Origin of the sequence: Acinetobacter sp. YT-02 (assembly GCF_002412355.1) — a bacterium.
GTDB lineage: Bacteria > Pseudomonadota > Gammaproteobacteria > Pseudomonadales > Moraxellaceae > Acinetobacter > Acinetobacter towneri.
This window is the reverse complement of the sequence record NZ_NOZT01000016.1, coordinates 1-15,483: the sequence shown is the minus strand read 5'-3', so window position 1 is coordinate 15,483 and position 15,483 is coordinate 1. Positions and strand designations below refer to the sequence as shown.

At 40.1% G+C, this 15,483-nt stretch carries 16 protein-coding genes; 15 read left to right on the top strand and 1 reads right to left on the bottom strand.

The annotated features are described in order from the left end of the window. Positions 1-26: 26 nt before the first annotated feature. The 14 genes from acnD (at position 27) to CF596_RS06155 (ending at position 11,481) form a co-directional block, all read left to right on the top strand. Complete coding sequence (gene acnD / locus CF596_RS06220; protein ID WP_096901558.1) at positions 27-2,633, top strand: Fe/S-dependent 2-methylisocitrate dehydratase AcnD; 2,607 nt, start codon at positions 27-29, stop codon at positions 2,631-2,633. Between the two features lie 296 nt (positions 2,634-2,929). Beyond that, entirely contained in the window at positions 2,930-3,160 is a 231-nt protein-coding gene (gene vapB, locus CF596_RS06215; protein WP_096901557.1) for a type II toxin-antitoxin system VapB family antitoxin, read from the top strand. After that, positions 3,160-3,579 carry a type II toxin-antitoxin system VapC family toxin gene (locus tag CF596_RS06210; protein ID WP_004972405.1) on the top strand — a complete coding sequence of 140 codons (420 nt, stop codon included), beginning with the start codon at positions 3,160-3,162 and terminating at the stop codon, positions 3,577-3,579. The genes vapB and CF596_RS06210 overlap by 1 nt, the downstream gene beginning before the upstream one ends. Before the next feature lie 130 nt (positions 3,580-3,709). Next, complete coding sequence (locus CF596_RS06205; RefSeq protein ID WP_096901556.1) at positions 3,710-3,853, top strand: hypothetical protein; 144 nt, start codon at positions 3,710-3,712, stop codon at positions 3,851-3,853. 107 nt (positions 3,854-3,960) lie between these two features. Continuing rightward, the gene (locus CF596_RS06200; RefSeq protein ID WP_096901555.1) at positions 3,961-4,533 is read left to right on the top strand and encodes a DUF4126 domain-containing protein; all 573 of its coding nucleotides are present in this window, start codon (positions 3,961-3,963) and stop codon (positions 4,531-4,533) included. 563 nt (positions 4,534-5,096) lie between these two features. Then, positions 5,097-5,348 carry a DUF6868 family protein gene (locus CF596_RS06195; protein ID WP_004972400.1) on the top strand — a complete coding sequence of 84 codons (252 nt, stop codon included), beginning with the start codon at positions 5,097-5,099 and terminating at the stop codon, positions 5,346-5,348. 101 nt (positions 5,349-5,449) lie between these two features. Next, the gene (locus tag CF596_RS06190; RefSeq protein ID WP_096901554.1) at positions 5,450-6,163 is read left to right on the top strand and encodes an SIMPL domain-containing protein; all 714 of its coding nucleotides are present in this window, start codon (positions 5,450-5,452) and stop codon (positions 6,161-6,163) included. A gap of 165 nt (positions 6,164-6,328) precedes the next feature. Continuing rightward, a complete protein-coding gene (locus tag CF596_RS06185; protein ID WP_004972397.1) occupies positions 6,329-6,994 on the top strand; it encodes an RluA family pseudouridine synthase in 666 nt (221 codons plus the stop codon). A gap of 279 nt (positions 6,995-7,273) precedes the next feature. Further along, positions 7,274-8,206, top strand: a complete 933-nt coding sequence (locus tag CF596_RS06180) for a DUF5660 family protein (protein ID WP_096901553.1) — start codon at positions 7,274-7,276, stop codon at positions 8,204-8,206. Between the two features lie 185 nt (positions 8,207-8,391). Further along, positions 8,392-8,769: a ribonuclease E inhibitor RraB gene (locus CF596_RS06175; RefSeq protein WP_096901552.1), complete on the top strand. Its 378-nt coding sequence runs from the start codon at positions 8,392-8,394 to the stop codon at positions 8,767-8,769. A gap of 115 nt (positions 8,770-8,884) precedes the next feature. Then, on the top strand, positions 8,885-9,250 hold the full coding sequence (locus CF596_RS06170; RefSeq protein ID WP_096901551.1) for a DUF488 family protein: 366 nt from the start codon (positions 8,885-8,887) through the stop codon (positions 9,248-9,250). Positions 9,251-9,343: 93 nt separating this feature from the next. After that, positions 9,344-9,685 (top strand): zinc ribbon domain-containing protein YjdM, encoded by a 342-nt coding sequence (locus tag CF596_RS06165; RefSeq protein ID WP_004972388.1) that lies wholly within the window; start codon positions 9,344-9,346, stop codon positions 9,683-9,685. Positions 9,686-9,925: 240 nt separating this feature from the next. After that, positions 9,926-10,267, top strand: a complete 342-nt coding sequence (locus CF596_RS06160) for a YegP family protein (protein WP_004972386.1) — start codon at positions 9,926-9,928, stop codon at positions 10,265-10,267. 146 nt (positions 10,268-10,413) lie between these two features. Continuing rightward, a complete protein-coding gene (locus CF596_RS06155) occupies positions 10,414-11,481 on the top strand; it encodes a DUF1176 domain-containing protein (protein ID WP_096901550.1) in 1,068 nt (355 codons plus the stop codon). 331 nt (positions 11,482-11,812) lie between these two features. On the opposite strand, the gene CF596_RS06150 is transcribed toward CF596_RS06155, so the two are convergent. After that, complete coding sequence (locus CF596_RS06150; RefSeq protein ID WP_197704857.1) at positions 11,813-12,748, bottom strand: tRNA-dihydrouridine synthase; 936 nt, start codon at positions 12,746-12,748, stop codon at positions 11,813-11,815. A gap of 280 nt (positions 12,749-13,028) precedes the next feature. Here CF596_RS06150 and CF596_RS06145 point away from each other — a divergent pair, with 280 nt between their 5' ends. Beyond that, positions 13,029-15,410: a hypothetical protein gene (locus tag CF596_RS06145; protein WP_096901548.1), complete on the top strand. Its 2,382-nt coding sequence runs from the start codon at positions 13,029-13,031 to the stop codon at positions 15,408-15,410. The last annotated feature ends 73 nt before the right edge of the window (positions 15,411-15,483 follow it).

The following is a 15,483-nucleotide window of genomic DNA, read 5'->3' as shown; positions in this document are numbered from 1 at the left end:
AACAATAGAGTAAGGGCGAATACCAGATGAATAACAACTACCGCAAACCACTGCAAGGCACTCAGCTCGATTTTTATGACGTGCGACAAGCCGTTGAAGATATCCAGCCAGGCGCTTATGCCAAACTTCCTTATACCTCAAAAGTACTTGCAGAACAGTTAGTGCGCCGTTGTGATCCTGCAATTTTAGAACAATCTTTAAAACAATTGATTGAGCGTAAACAAGAGCATGATTTTCCGTGGTATCCAGCGCGTGTGGTATGTCACGACATCTTGGGGCAAACTGCGCTCGTTGACTTAGCAGGTTTACGTGATGCGATTGCCGATCAGGGCGGCGATCCTTCTAAAGTGAATCCTGTCGTACCTACCCAGTTAATTGTCGATCACTCTTTAGCTGTGGAATATGGCGGTTTTGACCCAGATGCTTTCCGTAAAAACCGTGAAGTGGAAGATCGTCGTAATGAAGACCGTTTCCACTTTATTGAATGGACGAAAACTGCATTTGAAAATGTTGATGTGATTCCTGCAGGCAACGGCATCATGCACCAGATTAATCTGGAAAAAATGTCACCAGTCATTCAAAACCGTGAAGGCATTGCATTCCCAGATACTTGTGTGGGTACAGACTCACACACACCACATACCGATGCTTTGGGTGTCATTTCTGTAGGTGTAGGCGGTCTTGAAGCTGAAAACGTGATGTTGGGTCGTGCTTCTTGGATGCGTCTGCCAGACATTATTGGTGTGGAGTTGGTCGGTCAGCGTCAGGCTGGTATTACGGCAACGGACATCGTATTGGCTTTAACCGAGTTTTTGCGTAAAGAACGTGTGGTCGGTGCATATTTAGAATTCTTTGGTGAAGGTGCAGATAGCATGTCGGTGGGGGATCGTGCCACGATTTCCAACATGACACCTGAATATGGTGCAACTGCCGCTATGTTCTACATCGATCAAAACACCATCGACTATTTAACCTTAACAGGTCGTGAAGCAGATCAGGTCAAACTGGTTGAAACTTATGCTAAAGAAATTGGTCTTTGGGCATCTGAAATGACACAGGCAGAGTATCCACGTGTATTACGTTTTGATCTTTCAACGGTAACTCGTAATATTGCAGGCCCATCGAATCCGCATGCACGTGTTTCAACTGCAGACCTAAAAGAAAAAGGCATTGCAGGTGTGGTTGAAAACCGTACCGATGGTTTAATGCCAGATGGTGCCATCATCATCGCTGCGATTACTTCTTGTACCAATACCTCAAACCCGCGTAATACTGTAGCAGCAGGTTTGTTGGCACGTAAAGCCAATGAGTTAGGTTTAGTGCGTAAACCTTGGGTGAAATCATCATTTGCACCAGGTTCTAAAGCGGCTGCATTGTATTTGGAAGAAGCAGGCGTACTGAAAGACTTAGAAAAACTTGGTTTTGGTATTGTGGCTTATGCATGTACCACCTGTAACGGTATGTCGGGTGCATTAGACCCAGCGATTCAACAAGAAATCATTGACCGTGACTTGTATGCGACTGCGGTGCTGTCGGGCAACCGTAACTTTGATGGTCGTATCCATCCGTATGCGAAACAAGCATTCTTAGCATCACCACCGTTGGTTGTGGCTTATGCGATTGCAGGAACGATTCGTTTTGACATCGAAAAAGATGCTTTGGGCACAGATCAAAATGGCAACCCAATTTACCTGAAAGATATTTGGCCATCTGATGCAGAAATTGATGCTTTGGTGAAAGAATCGGTTAAACCTGAACAATTCCGCCAAGTGTATATTCCAATGTTCGATTTGGGTGAGTCGGAAAAATCTGAAAGTCCACTCTACGACTGGCGTCCACAAAGTACTTATATCCGCCGTCCACCATATTGGGAAGGTGCATTGGCTGCGCCACGTACTTTGGCCAATATGCGTCCGTTGGCAATTTTGGGCGATAACATCACCACAGACCATTTATCTCCATCGAATGCGATTATCTTAGATTCGGCAGCAGGGGAATATTTGGCAAAAATGGGCTTGCCAGAAGAAGATTTCAACTCTTATGCAACGCACCGCGGTGATCATTTGACTGCACAGCGTGCAACTTTGGCGAATCCGAAATTGTTTAATGAAATGGTGGTACGTTCAGACGGCACAATTAAGCAAGGTTCTAAAGCGCGTGTTGAGCCAGAAGGCGAAGTAATGCGTATGTGGGAAGCGATTGAAACTTATATGAACCGTAAGCAGCCGTTAATTATTATTGCGGGTGCAGATTATGGTCAGGGTTCAAGCCGTGACTGGGCTGCAAAAGGTGTGCGTCTTGCGGGTGTGGAAGCAATTGTAGCTGAAGGTTTTGAGCGTATTCACCGTACCAACTTGGTGGGTATGGGCGTATTGCCACTTGAGTTTAAAGCGGGTGTTAACCGTAAAACTTTAGGTTTGGATGGTACGGAACTTTATAGCGTGATTGGTAATATTGCGCCACGTTCGACTTTGACTTTGGTGATTGAGCGTTCAACGGATGATGGTAAAAACCAAACAATTGAAGTGCCAGTAACTTGTCGTTTAGATACCGAAGAAGAAGTATCTGTGTATGAGGCGGGCGGTGTATTGCAACGCTTTGCGCAGGATTTCTTGGAAGGGAATGTGGCTTGATGATGTTTTAAGAATCTTCTTTAATTTTTCTTCTTTAAAGAAATGTTAGAGAATGATTATTGTTGAGAAAAGACCTCATTGTTAAGTGAGGTCTTTTTTTTTTGGAAGATGAATATATTGTGAATTAAACAGCAAACTCCTTGTAAACCTAACTTAATTTTCTAAAAAGTATCTTTCATTCAAAAAATCAGCAGTTATCAAAAACAATAAAATTTAAAAGTAGAAGTTTATTTGGTTGAAAAACACCCAATAAATACCTATCATAAGATATGTATCAAAAACGATGGAGTAGCCCAATGACTACCGCAAAAGTTTTTATGACAGGACGAAGTCAAGCCATTCGATTGCCTAAAGAATTTCGCTTTGAAGGCAAAGAAGTTGAAATCTTTCGTCGTGGTGATGAAGTGATTCTTCGTGAAAAACCAGTAACGGTAGATCGGTTATTTAAAGCGTTATCCCAAATACCAAATGACTTTTATGCAGATGAAAGAGAAGATCTGCCGCCTCAAGAACGGGAAATGTTCTAATGCAAGTACAATATTTATTAGATACAAATATTTGTATTTACATTATTAAATACCGACCTGAAATTGTGCGTCAGCATTTTGAAAAACATCTTCCGCATCGAAATATATTAATTTCTGTCATTACGTTGGGAGAATTACGTTTTGGTGCAGAAAAAAGTCAACATAAAGAAAAGGCTTTAAAAGTCATAGATGAATTAACATCAATGATTCAAGTGGTTGAATTGGATGAAAATGTTGCACACCATTATGCAGAAATACGCCAGAACCTTGCATCTAAGGGGCAGATCATTGGCGCAAATGACTTATGGTTAGCAGCACATGCACGTGCAAATCATTGGGTCATGGTCACCAATAACGAAAAAGAATTTACTCGTGTCGATGGATTAAAAGTCGAAAACTGGGTATCTAATCCTTTGTAAGTGAGTTAGATTTTTTATAAAAATCATCCTTTGCCTAACTGCCCTCATCACCCGTCAAAATGGACAATAGACAATCATCACAGAATAGATATACTGGATTGACCATTTCTAAACCACACGGAGAACAAAGATGGTAACTGCAGGTGATAAACCAGGAACAGGCTTCTATTTTTGTGTCCAATGCGGGCATCGCGTTTACTTAGAAATTGGTACAGACCGTCTACCACCGTGTACCAAATGCCATGGCACCGAATATAACAACAAGGTTGCCTAAGCTACACGACTTAAAACAGCTGATCCTGTTTTTAATCTAAAGCCCTATCACCCGATGGGGCTTTTTGCTATTTTACCTAAAGAAAACCCAAGGCAATGAGGTACAACATGGAAACAATACTCGGTTTATGTGTCGGCATTGGGCTAAGTGCTGCCAGTGGTTTTCGGGTTTTCGTACCTTTATTGGTTATGAGTGTTGCCGCGCTCATGGGTTGGTTTGAACCCTTAAAAGGTTTTGAATGGTTGGCGATGCCTGCTGTTTGTCTGGCTTTGACCGTGGCAACAATCAGTGAAATTGCTGCGTATTATGTACCGTGGGTTGATAACTTACTCGATACCGTTGCAACGCCTGCCGCCATGATTGCAGGTACACTCACTACAATGGCTGTAAGCAGTGGCGAAATGTCGCAATTTGCCAGTTGGGCTTCGGCCATTATTGTCGGTGGCGGTACAGCGGGTGTGGTGCAAATGAGTACAGTTGCGGCACGTGGCGTATCAACCGCAACCACAGGCGGTGTTGCTAATCCTGTAATTTCAACAGGAGAGTGGATTGGGGCTGCCGTACTTTCAGTGTTGTCTTTCATTGTGCCTGTATTGGTGGTTTTTGTAGTGCTACTGACCTTAATTTGGGCAATTCGCTGGATTCGAGGCAAAAAGAAAGTTGTTGAATCCTCCACATAGATTTTTGGTCAGTTTGAAAACATTTGAAAATAATCATGGTAATAAATTCAATATTTAAGCTTTATTTGATGATTTAAATGCATAAAAAATGTCTATTTGGGAAATTTTTTAAAATATGACTTAAAAAGTGATAAAAATTTTAAAAATTAATCAAAATAAAATCATTTCGGGGAAACAATCCCATCCTCAAATCACTACTATATATCTCAAGGGTGTGATGGGGATCGAAAAGAGTAGATTGCTACCAGTTGCGTACAACGTGCGTGTAGTACTTACCCAAAAGGTCTCGATTCGGCTTAGGACGCTATAAACCAGAAGTTTATAGGCTATAAGATCATGGCTTATCCAGCATGATAGTTGAAGTAAACCACAGTTGTTTTCCCTAACACCCTAAAGAATATTGTTGAAAATATAAAAAACAAAACAAGATCAAGACAATAAAATCCAGACAAAATAAAAGCTTAAATGAATTTTAAACCATCTTTCTGATACAAAACTCCCATCAAATTTTTCATTCAAATCTGTTAATTTGCAATAATCATCTACATCTAATTAGGTGTGATATGAGTGTTGATTACGATTTTTGGTGTCGCTTATTACTGACCTGCGCACTGATTAACTATGCCATTTTAATGCTGTGGTTTGTGGTGGTGATTTTCGCGCATGACTGGCTGCGACAGTTACATGGCAGATGGTTCAAATTGTCAGATGCAAGTTTTGATGCCATTCATTATGGCGGCATGGCGGTCTATAAAATTGGGGTATTGCTATTGAATATCGCGCCACTCATCGCGCTGTATATGATGCGACCTTAATTTAAAACTCTATAAACAAGCAACCGCTTTAAACAGTACATTAAAAACACACGGTCATCGAAATAGAGGCGAAAAGCCCGCAATTTGAGGAGTTGGCAAACATGAATCAATTTAAACCTGCACTGATTTTAGGCGGTCTAATTTGTTTGGGGATGGTTATCGCGGGTTGGATCTTGGGCAATAGCGCACTTAAAATTAAACAATATGAGCGTGTGGTTTCAGTCAAAGGTTTGTCTGAACGTGAAGTAAAAGCCAATGTGGCGGTGTGGCCAATTCGTTTTAGTACTGCCAGTCAAGACTTGGCGGCGCTATATGACACCATGCAAAGCCAAACCTCCCAAATTCAAAACTTTTTAAAAAATGAAGGTTTTAGTTCTGAAGAAATTACCATTGCGGCACCTGTAATTACCGATAAATACGCCCAGCAATATGGTGGCGATGGCAATGTTGCTTTGCGTTATACCGCACATCAAACCATTACGGTCTATACCAAAAATATTGATAAAGTGCGCAGCGCACAAAGTCGCTTGGTCGATTTAGGTAAAAATGGAATTGCCTTTGGTGGTGAAGATTACGGGCAACGCACCGAATATTTATATACGCAACTAAATGACATCAAACCTGCCATGATTGAGCAAGCCACACAAAATGCCCGCAGTGTTGCAGAAAAATTTGCTGCAGATTCTGACAGTCGTTTAGGCAAAATTAAATCGGCCAATCAGGGCGTATTTAGTATTGAAGACCGTGACAGCAACACGCCATATTTGAAAAAAGTACGTGTGGTGTCTACGGTGGAATACTATTTAGCAGACTAAGTTTGGCAGACTAAGTTTCGCAGACTAAGTTTGACAGATTAAGCTTGGCAGACTCAGCCAATTTAAAATCTAAATCTTTACACTAAAAAGTACACCGCCCGACTGAATTGACAGTTTGGGCTGTGCTTGATATTTTGCCCGCACCGCTTTGTATGCTGTATGTTCATGGCTTTAAACGACAACTTTATTTATGCACCTCCACAAGAACCCTTAGTGATTGTCTATGAAGATGACGATTTATTGGTGATTGATAAGCCCGCAGGTTTATTGTCGGTGCCTGGGCGTTTGCCCGAACATCAGGACAGCGCATATTTAAGAGTACTCGCAGATTATCCTCAGGCAAAAATTGCCCATCGTTTAGATATGGCGACCTCAGGTATTCTCATGTTTGCCAAGCATCGTGATGCAGAAGTCGCATTGAGTAAAATGTTTCAGGCGCGAACAGTAGAAAAAAACTACATTGCTTTAATTCAAGGCAAACTTGAAGGTGAGGGCAGTGTCGATGTGCCTTTAATTACCGATTGGGAAAACCGTCCACGCCAAATTGTGCATTTCGATTTAGGCAAGCCTGCGCAAACGCTGTATCAGGCTTTGGAATATTGTGCGGTTGAAGATATTACCCGTGTATTGCTCACCCCGCTTACAGGGCGCTCACATCAGTTACGAGTACACATGCAATATATTGGACATCCCATTACAGGCGATAAGTTATATCATCCTGAACCGAAAAAAAGCACTTTAGGTCGGATGGCGCTGCATGCCAGTTATTTGGCTTTCACGCAACCTTTAAGCCAAGTTCCTGTTGCAATTCGAGCACAGCTTCCTTTTTAGAGATTTTGGGATTCAATTTTTCTAACAGGCGCACATTTTTCAATTTTTTTGTGAAAATACTCAAAAATTGGGATGGTCTTCGTGCCGCTAACTCGCTAACGTATCCTTAGAGCTGTCGTTATTCATTTGCCTTGGCATAAATGAAGGAAATGAATAACTCGCTGTTTTAAAATTTTGTGTTTTTGAGTGTGGTGGGCTGTCAAAGCGGGTTAGAAAGCGTCTTTAAAACTGAAGATGACTTTTTAAAATATGGCAGACCAATGCGGTGGGAGAAGTTATATGCTGTATATATTGGGTGCAATCATTATTGTTTTGGTGGTGATTATTTTTTGGCAATCTCAGCGCCGCCGTGAGTTGTCTGCCAGCATTCAATCTTTACAAAGCAATTTAGACCGCACTCGCTCCAATTTGGCGTCCGATGAGTTAGAAAGTAATGAATTAGAGCATCAGCTCACCATGCTACGCATCGAAATAGGCAGTTTAAAAGGTCGTTTAGAAACCTTGCAGCACTATCAACATATTTTAGACGTTGAGCAATATGTATTAGAACGTCGTCAACAAGTAGAAATGTTTGTAGAAATGATTAAATCCGAAGCGGAAAATACGCGGGAGCAGTGCAAGCAACAAGTTGAAAAAGTCCGAGATTTTTTAGCCGAGCATGAGCAAAAAACCAAAGCCAAAACGCTTAAAACAGCACAAGATCAATTGGGTGCTTTTTATAACTTGGTTGAAGAACGTCAGCAACTCGAACAGATTATGACCGCGCTGTATCATAAAATTGAACATCATACGCCTGCTTTTCAGTTGCCTGCACAGCAGCTAGTGGATGATCTGATTGAAGGTTATGGCTATAGTGATGCAGCACAGCACCTGCAGCAAGTACGACACAAGATTCAAGATGCGGTCAAAAATCAAGAAGTTGCGCATTGTGCTTTTGTCGATGAGCAACGCCGTCTAGCGGCAGTGACTTTGCTGGCTCAAGCATTTAATAGTAAAGCAGATTTATATTTGGCGCAGCTGACTGAACATAATCTGGCTGAATCGCTTCAAGCTTTGCAGGATGATTTTACTTTGCTGAATCATTATGCGGCTGCATTTGGACACGCAAAAATTCTAGACTCTTACTTAACACTTCGACAAGAAGAATTAAAGTTTGCTGCTTTACTGTTGGCATTTAAACAGGAAAGCATCTTGTCAGATGCCACAAATTAAACTGGCTGCAAATGCTTAAAGCAATTGTAGTGTCATGTAAAAGCAAGCTTCTGGGTAATTCAGACTAAAGTCAGTGTAAAACGAGATGAAAATTGAGTCCTTCGGGCAAATTTGTGCTATGTTGAATTCACTATTTTGTCACTTGCCAGATATATATTGGCTAAAAAGATAACAAGGATATTCGCATGACACGTGACTATGAACAATTCCCTGATGATGATAATGGCAATGTACTTTGGCAAATGCATGAAGATGGGGATGACCTGACAGAGCCACATGAGATTGAGTACTCCATCGCTTTTACCACACAAGAACAAGCTGAAAAATGTGCTTTGTATTTGTTGGCCGAAGAACAAAAAATTTCATTATTCCAAGATGAAGAATCTGACGCAGTTGAATGGATCATTACCATTTATGTTTACATGGAACCAGAGTATTCAGACATTATCGATTTAGAGCAATGGTTCAGCAAAATTGCTGAAGAACATGGCGGTGAATACGATGGCTGGGGCTGTATGGCTTACGTCTACGATGATGAAGACGAAGACGATTACGAAGATTAAATCGGGTATCTGAAAAGCATGTGTTGATCACATGCTTTTTTATTTGTGATACATAATCTGCTGCCTAAAACTTTGGCGCTGATGACGTCATCATAAAAGATGCAGAGGTGCAAATATGGATATTGCAATGAAACGCGCTTATCTTGAAGCGACTCAGGCAGATGGAACACGGGTGTTGGTTGATCGTTTATGGCCGCGTGGTGTGAGTAAAGAACGCGCTCGTATTGACTTATGGCCCAAAGAAATTACGCCTTCGACTGGGCTGCGTAAATGGTATCATCAAAACCCTGAACAACATTGGGATGAGTTTCAGCAGCGTTATATAGCTGAATTAGCAGAGCAAGAAGAGGCTTTACAGGCGTTGTGTGAACTGGCACAGCAGCAAAAAATCACTCTGGTCACAGCAGCTAAAGTTGAGCAGCACAATCATGTAGTGGTATTAAAACGCGTGATGCTGCAACGCTTAGCACAGTCCAATTAAAGAGTTTTATTTGATTATCCTTGTGCTTTATAAGGATTTTAAGTTTATGAAAATTCAGTAAAAAATGCTATAATATAGTTTTTGAGGTTTTTTATGTCTTTGCCAAATTGCCCAAAATGCCAATCAGAATACACTTACCAAGATGGCGACCTACTGATTTGTCCTGAATGCTCACATGAGTGGAAAGAAGGGGAACAGCTAGAAGAAACTGCTGCTGTGATTAAAGATGCAAACGGCAACGTGTTGGCAGATGGCGACACGGTGACTGTGATTAAAGACCTGAAAATTAAAGGTTCTTCGGCTGCTGTAAAAGTGGGAACGAAAGTGAAAAATATTCGCTTAATTCCAGATGCAGCAGATGGTCATGACATTGATTGTAAGATTGATGGCATGGGAGCTATGAAATTAAAATCTGAATATGTGAAAAAAGCTTAAGTTTAAGCAGATTTCAACAGCGCAGGCGACTTGAGTTGCCTGCGCTTTTTTATGGAGTTTATAAAAGTATTTTAGTATTCAAATTGAGCAACAATAACTTTAAGAGTGTACAAAATTAATACTGTTTTCTTGTGCCTAAGTCCTTTATATTTTAAGTGAAAAGAATAATTTTTAGGCAGTTTAAAGCCTAGCATCATTCAACAACACACTTCACCACTCATAAGAAAACTGGGGGCAAGTATGTCAGGATGGTTTGAGATTTCACAAGCAAGCAATGGTCAGTACCGCTTTGTACTTAAAGCTGGGAATGGCGAAATTATCTTAACCAGTGAACAGTATAAGGCGAAAGCATCGGCAAAAAATGGCATCGCTTCGGTACAAAAGAACAGTCAGGATGATGGGCGTTATGATCGATTGACATCTAAGAATGATAAGCCGTATTTTAATTTAAAAGCTGCCAACCATCAGATTATTGGTACGAGTCAGCTCTATACTTCTGAACAATCACGTGACAAAGGCATTGAGTCGGTGAAAACCAATGGCGCAAGCACCACGGTCAAGGATTTAACGCAGGAATCGTAATCTTTTGCATTAAATCTTGATGTTCAATTGCATTAGAAAAGCATGCTCTGGCGTGCTTTTTTATTGAGCTGAGTAGGCAAGGTGTTAAATCTAGCCTTGATTAAGCCGTTGAATCACAGATGACAATTTCAGGAGTTGCGAAGATTATGAATTTCAAATGCAATCTAAAAATATTACTGGCGATCGGTGGTTTGTTGGGTAGTGTTAATATTTTTGCAGTACCAATCACTACTGAAAAAACGATTGCTTCAAGCCAGCCGACTGCTTTGCAAGGACTGTATTTTCAGCATCAAGATTGGGAGTTGGCCTGTGATAATACAGGAACTTGCCGTGCTGCAGGCTACCAAGCCGATGATGATTTTGAACAACCGATCAGTATGTTATTGACCCGTCAAGCAGGTGCAAAGACTGCTGTACAAGGACAATTGCAAATTCAAGAAGATATTGCTCAAGCCACTTTATTTTTAAATGAACGCGCTTTGCAGCAATTAAACTTTCATGAAAGTATCGCCAATTTATCTGCTGCCAGTGTGCAAAAGCTGTTGGCACAGGCGCGTCAGCATGTCGTGATCGAGTTGAAACATGGTCAACAACGCTGGAAATTGTCTGATGCAGGCATGAGTGCAGTGTTGCTAAAAATGGATGAATTTCAAAAACGTGTGGGTACAGACTCCGCAATATTGGCAAAAGGCAATCAAGCATCCACGCAGGTCTTAAAAGCGCAAGCGATGCCTAAAATTAACATTCTCATGCAGCCTCAACACCGAACCGCCAAAGCACAGGTGCTTACCGCGGCCAGTGCAGAAAAGTTATATCCAATTTTACAAAAAACCGTAGATCGTGAAGATTGTTATATGCTGTTTGAACCTGAACAAGCAGAACAGCAGATTCATACTTATCCCTTAAATCAAGATAGCGTGTTGGTTGAGGCAAGCTGTTGGCGAGGGGCTTATAATTGGGGTGTGGCTTATTGGGTTATGGATGAAAAACTGCAAAAGATACAGCAATTTGTAACTGATTCTGCTTCAGAATTTAGCAATGGACAGATTTTTGCCTATCAAAAAGGGCGTGGAATTGGCGATTGTTTCAGTCAAATTGAGTGGGCGTGGAATGGTCAGCAGTTTGTCAAAAGCTATCAATTCGATGCAAGACAATGCAAAGGTTTTGCAGGCAGTGCATGGGAAATGCCAAGCTTTGTCAGCAAGGTTGAATAGCCGATATTCACTAGGGGCTTTTGACATTTCATAAATGGCTTGCGCTGTAGGCTAAAACTGAGCAGATCAGGCATGAAACGCAAGTAATAGCGAGACTATTGCTAAGTTTCATAACACAATCTGAGAAAGTTTTAGCCACAGCCTTTCAGGGCGAGCATATTTTTTGCTGCTATTGCGTTATGTGCCAGTCATTTAGAATGACTAAATTTCCTGTCCCATGCCTTATATCAGCTAAAAAATATGCATCGCCGCAAACATAGACGAATTGTCAGCAGACCCTAATAAAAGCTGAAATTTTTTAGATGAAGCTTGAGTTTGATGGATTCAATGTTTAAGTCGTGTGCGCGACTAATTTTTCAATGATTTCATCCAGCTTTTTCAGACGCTTGATTTCATCCCACAAAGCTTTGGCTTCGGGATAATGTTTCGACATCATGCCGAGCCATTGTTTATAACGTCCCAGCATCCCAATTTCTGTTTTGGCAGGGCCGTGAATAAAGCGAATTTGTAGTTGCAGCAAATCTTGCCAACTCAGCAAAGGCAGGTCTGAATTTTGACGAATACATTGGGTCAAGTCTGGGGTGGTGACCGCACCACGACCAATCATCAAATCTTCACAGCCCGATTCTAACTGGCATTGTTTGGCATCGGCATTGTTCCAAATTTCACCATTGGCGATGACGTTAATCTTCAAGGCTTCACGAATAGGACGTAGCTGATCCCAAAATGCGGGAGGCGTATAGCCATCGGCTTTGGTACGTGCATGTACTGTAACCCATGCTGCGCCTGCATCTTCAATGGCGTGCGCATTTTCTAGCATGAAGTTCCGATCCATATAGCCTAGACGCATTTTGGCGGAAACTGGAATATGAGCAGGAACGGCATCGCGAACCGCTTTAACCAGTTCATATACTACTTCGGGTTCATCGAGTAAAACTGAACCGCCACGATGCCGATTGACTGTTTTGGCAGGGCAGCCAAAGTTCATATCAATTGCAGGTGCACCCATAGCCGCAACTTTGGCTGCATTGGCGGCTAACATTTCAGGATTATTCCCCAAAAACTGAACATGCACAGGCGTACCTGCCGCAGTTTTGCCATTGGTGAGTAGTTCTGGGCAATAGGTGTGGTAGATATGGTCTGGCAAAATGCTGTCTGTGACCCGAATAAACTCAGTCACACACCAGTCGAAGCTGCCGACAGACGTGAGGACATCACGCATGATCGGATCGGTTAAGCCTTCCATGGGTGCAAGAATCAGTTTCACAAGATGCTGCCAGTTCAAACAAAAGTGGAGTTATACGTTTTTTTATAGAGGATGTCTAGGATAGGAAGATTACCTAGCATTTATATAATTTGATACGATTAAAATTTCATCTATTTCAAATAATACCTTATAAATATTTATATAGAATAGACTTCTTGCGTTAGTCAAAATTTAAACAGCCCAAAGCTACATTTTATAAGGTTTTAGCCAATTCAAAAATTAGGTAAAACGATACTTTCGCAAGAGGTCTAATTTTCTATAAACTATGGGGGTAATAAAAATGAAATCAAGAAATAATCAGCTTATGGTGAAGCTCATTTCATTAATGTTTGTGGTTTTGTTGACAGCATGTGGTGGTGGTGGCGGTGGTGAAAATACCAATAGCCTTAGCCCTAAAAATGAATTGTATTTTAAAGATGGAAACGAGCAACTTCAACAAACTGGGGTGCAGACAATTTCTGTACAATCTATACCACTTGATCAGGAAACATATATTGGATACATAGCGGGTGAAGAAATTAAGCTAGTTCGATCGGAGTTAGGAGATTTAATATTTTTACTACCAATAGGTATTTCAGCTGGTGACCATACTATTACTGTAAAGATTAATGGCAAAGAATATCAAAAAAAAATTAAGGTACTTGAGTCACAAACTTTTAGCAGATCAGAAAGTTTAGATGTATTAAATGCAAATATTGAGCTAGCACAAAATACACTTATTGAAACTCTAGAAAGACAAAGAGCGACAGATGGAGATCAAAAAATAATTGATGATCTTGAAAGGAATATAAATTTATTAAATCAAAAAGAAATACATCTATCCTCTGCGACTGATATGGAACTTGATTATCTTGCAAAAATTTTCACCTCCTTAGAAATGGGAAGTGCAACAATAATGGCAAGAAGTTCAAGCGATGTACAATGCGAGAGTTCAATGGCTGCTTATGCTGCGAAGGTAACAGTTGCTGTGGCTGCTGTAGGTTTGTCAGTTGCTCTCAGTCCTACTATTGTTGGTGGAATCGGTGCAGCAATTATTGCGGGCTTAACAGTCCATCATGTAATTGATGATGTAGGTCAAGGATTTTTAAGTTTATGGCACAATTGTGTAGCTGCAAGATTTAATGAGTTGATTGAGGAGGCGTTCCCAAGTAGTCGTATATCTTCGAATTTATTTTCACGCACAACAGTGGTTAATGACAGCAATATTTATCTTGAATTAAATTCTGGTACAGAAACCTTTTATAAAGTTAAAACAGAATATAATGCTACTCAAGAACTTATGGATTTTTTACCTGTAGTAAAAAGTTTGGTGAATAGGTTTTCAAGTATTGTTCCAAATAGCATTTTGACTTTCATAAACAATGCACAACAGTCGTATAAAGAAGTTGTAAATCCGAATCAATTGTCAATTACTGATATTAATAATCCTAATGTTAGTGGCGTATTGAAGATGATTGATGCAGAAGTTTTTTCACTGAAATTTAGAGCTTTGGTTCCAGCTTCGCAACTCGAAAATTTTTCTTTTGCAATATACGATGCAAAGAATGATATCAAAACAATATATAGAGTTGATTTATCAGTTCCTGCGGTTTGTCCATCTATAAGCGAAGAAAACTCGATCGTAGTAAGCAATGGACAAAAATGTAAAGTTGTAGATATTTTAAAAGACACTCAATTAGTACGATATAGAGAGTATGAAAATAGACTACTCGTCACTGATGAGCGTTATCAACCAGGAAATACACAGAATCTTAAATTTACTAAACTTCAAGATGCGGATGTGGATATTGGAGATATTTGGGTAGCTGAACTTGAAAGTGCTGAATATTTTTATCTCAAACAAAATGTTGATTCAACATGGATGACATTACCATATAAATCTTTACATAAAGATATTGATGGAAATATTCAGTTAATTAAAGAGTACAGTCCGCCGAGACAAAATAGTTTAAATGAATGGGGGGTTGTATTGAAGGAAGACTCTTACTGTCAAGTACGTTTGGCTAGCTATCATAGAAATACCAGCCATTGTTATTACAGTGAACCATTACAAACGCTAGATGGAAATTGGATTAGTGTTTTTGAAAGAGTAAGAGCATTTTTTGACTCTTCATATTATTCAACTTATGAAGACTATTATTATAGCCAGCCACAGCAAGGTGTAAATGGGTCTTGGCAAGTCGCAATAAGTAAGATTGATTCTTATTATGTTGATGGAAGAAGCTATTATAAAACTTATTATTCAACGCCAATTTTTGAAAATTCTGGAAAATTAGTTAGTGTAAAATCGGAACATATTCAATATCATGATAATGAGGTGGTATCATATCATGAATATTTTTCACAGCCTCTATTAAATCATATTCTAGGTCGGTGGGAATCTGTTTCTAAAAGTACAACTCAATACTTTAGTGATGGAGGAGTACAATATAAAACTATTTCTCATGAACCTAAACAAAATCTATCAGGGGATTGGGTTGCGCTTCCATCCAAATTTCAAGGTTATGATGAAGTGCCAGTGGAAAGATTTTATTCTGAACCCTTATTAAACCCTAATGGAAACTGGACGGTTGCAGAAATTGCAACTTATATTGGTGGCAATCTTTATCAGAGTTGTACACCAACTCGACTCAGTAGTTCACATAACTGGGAGTGCCATTAAGGGTTAATAACTGCTAGTTGAAATCTACCTATTTCTATATTATTATATACAAATGAGTAGATATGTTAGTATT

Bases quoted from the DNA above. Each gene is read 5' to 3' on its own strand.
- acnD (WP_096901558.1), top strand. From the start codon at position 27: ATGAATAACAACTACCGCAAACCACTGCAAGGCACTCAGCTCGATTTT.
- vapB (WP_096901557.1), top strand. From the start codon at position 2,930: ATGACTACCGCAAAAGTTTTTATGACAGGACGAAGTCAAGCCATTCGA.
- CF596_RS06210 (WP_004972405.1), top strand. From the start codon at position 3,160: ATGCAAGTACAATATTTATTAGATACAAATATTTGTATTTACATTATT.
- CF596_RS06205 (WP_096901556.1), top strand. From the start codon at position 3,710: ATGGTAACTGCAGGTGATAAACCAGGAACAGGCTTCTATTTTTGTGTC.
- CF596_RS06200 (WP_096901555.1), top strand. From the start codon at position 3,961: ATGGAAACAATACTCGGTTTATGTGTCGGCATTGGGCTAAGTGCTGCC.
- CF596_RS06195 (WP_004972400.1), top strand. From the start codon at position 5,097: ATGAGTGTTGATTACGATTTTTGGTGTCGCTTATTACTGACCTGCGCA.
- CF596_RS06190 (WP_096901554.1), top strand. From the start codon at position 5,450: ATGAATCAATTTAAACCTGCACTGATTTTAGGCGGTCTAATTTGTTTG.
- CF596_RS06185 (WP_004972397.1), top strand. From the start codon at position 6,329: ATGGCTTTAAACGACAACTTTATTTATGCACCTCCACAAGAACCCTTA.
- CF596_RS06180 (WP_096901553.1), top strand. From the start codon at position 7,274: ATGCTGTATATATTGGGTGCAATCATTATTGTTTTGGTGGTGATTATT.
- CF596_RS06175 (WP_096901552.1), top strand. From the start codon at position 8,392: ATGACACGTGACTATGAACAATTCCCTGATGATGATAATGGCAATGTA.
- CF596_RS06170 (WP_096901551.1), top strand. From the start codon at position 8,885: ATGGATATTGCAATGAAACGCGCTTATCTTGAAGCGACTCAGGCAGAT.
- CF596_RS06165 (WP_004972388.1), top strand. From the start codon at position 9,344: ATGTCTTTGCCAAATTGCCCAAAATGCCAATCAGAATACACTTACCAA.
- CF596_RS06160 (WP_004972386.1), top strand. From the start codon at position 9,926: ATGTCAGGATGGTTTGAGATTTCACAAGCAAGCAATGGTCAGTACCGC.
- CF596_RS06155 (WP_096901550.1), top strand. From the start codon at position 10,414: ATGAATTTCAAATGCAATCTAAAAATATTACTGGCGATCGGTGGTTTG.
- CF596_RS06145 (WP_096901548.1), top strand. From the start codon at position 13,029: ATGAAATCAAGAAATAATCAGCTTATGGTGAAGCTCATTTCATTAATG.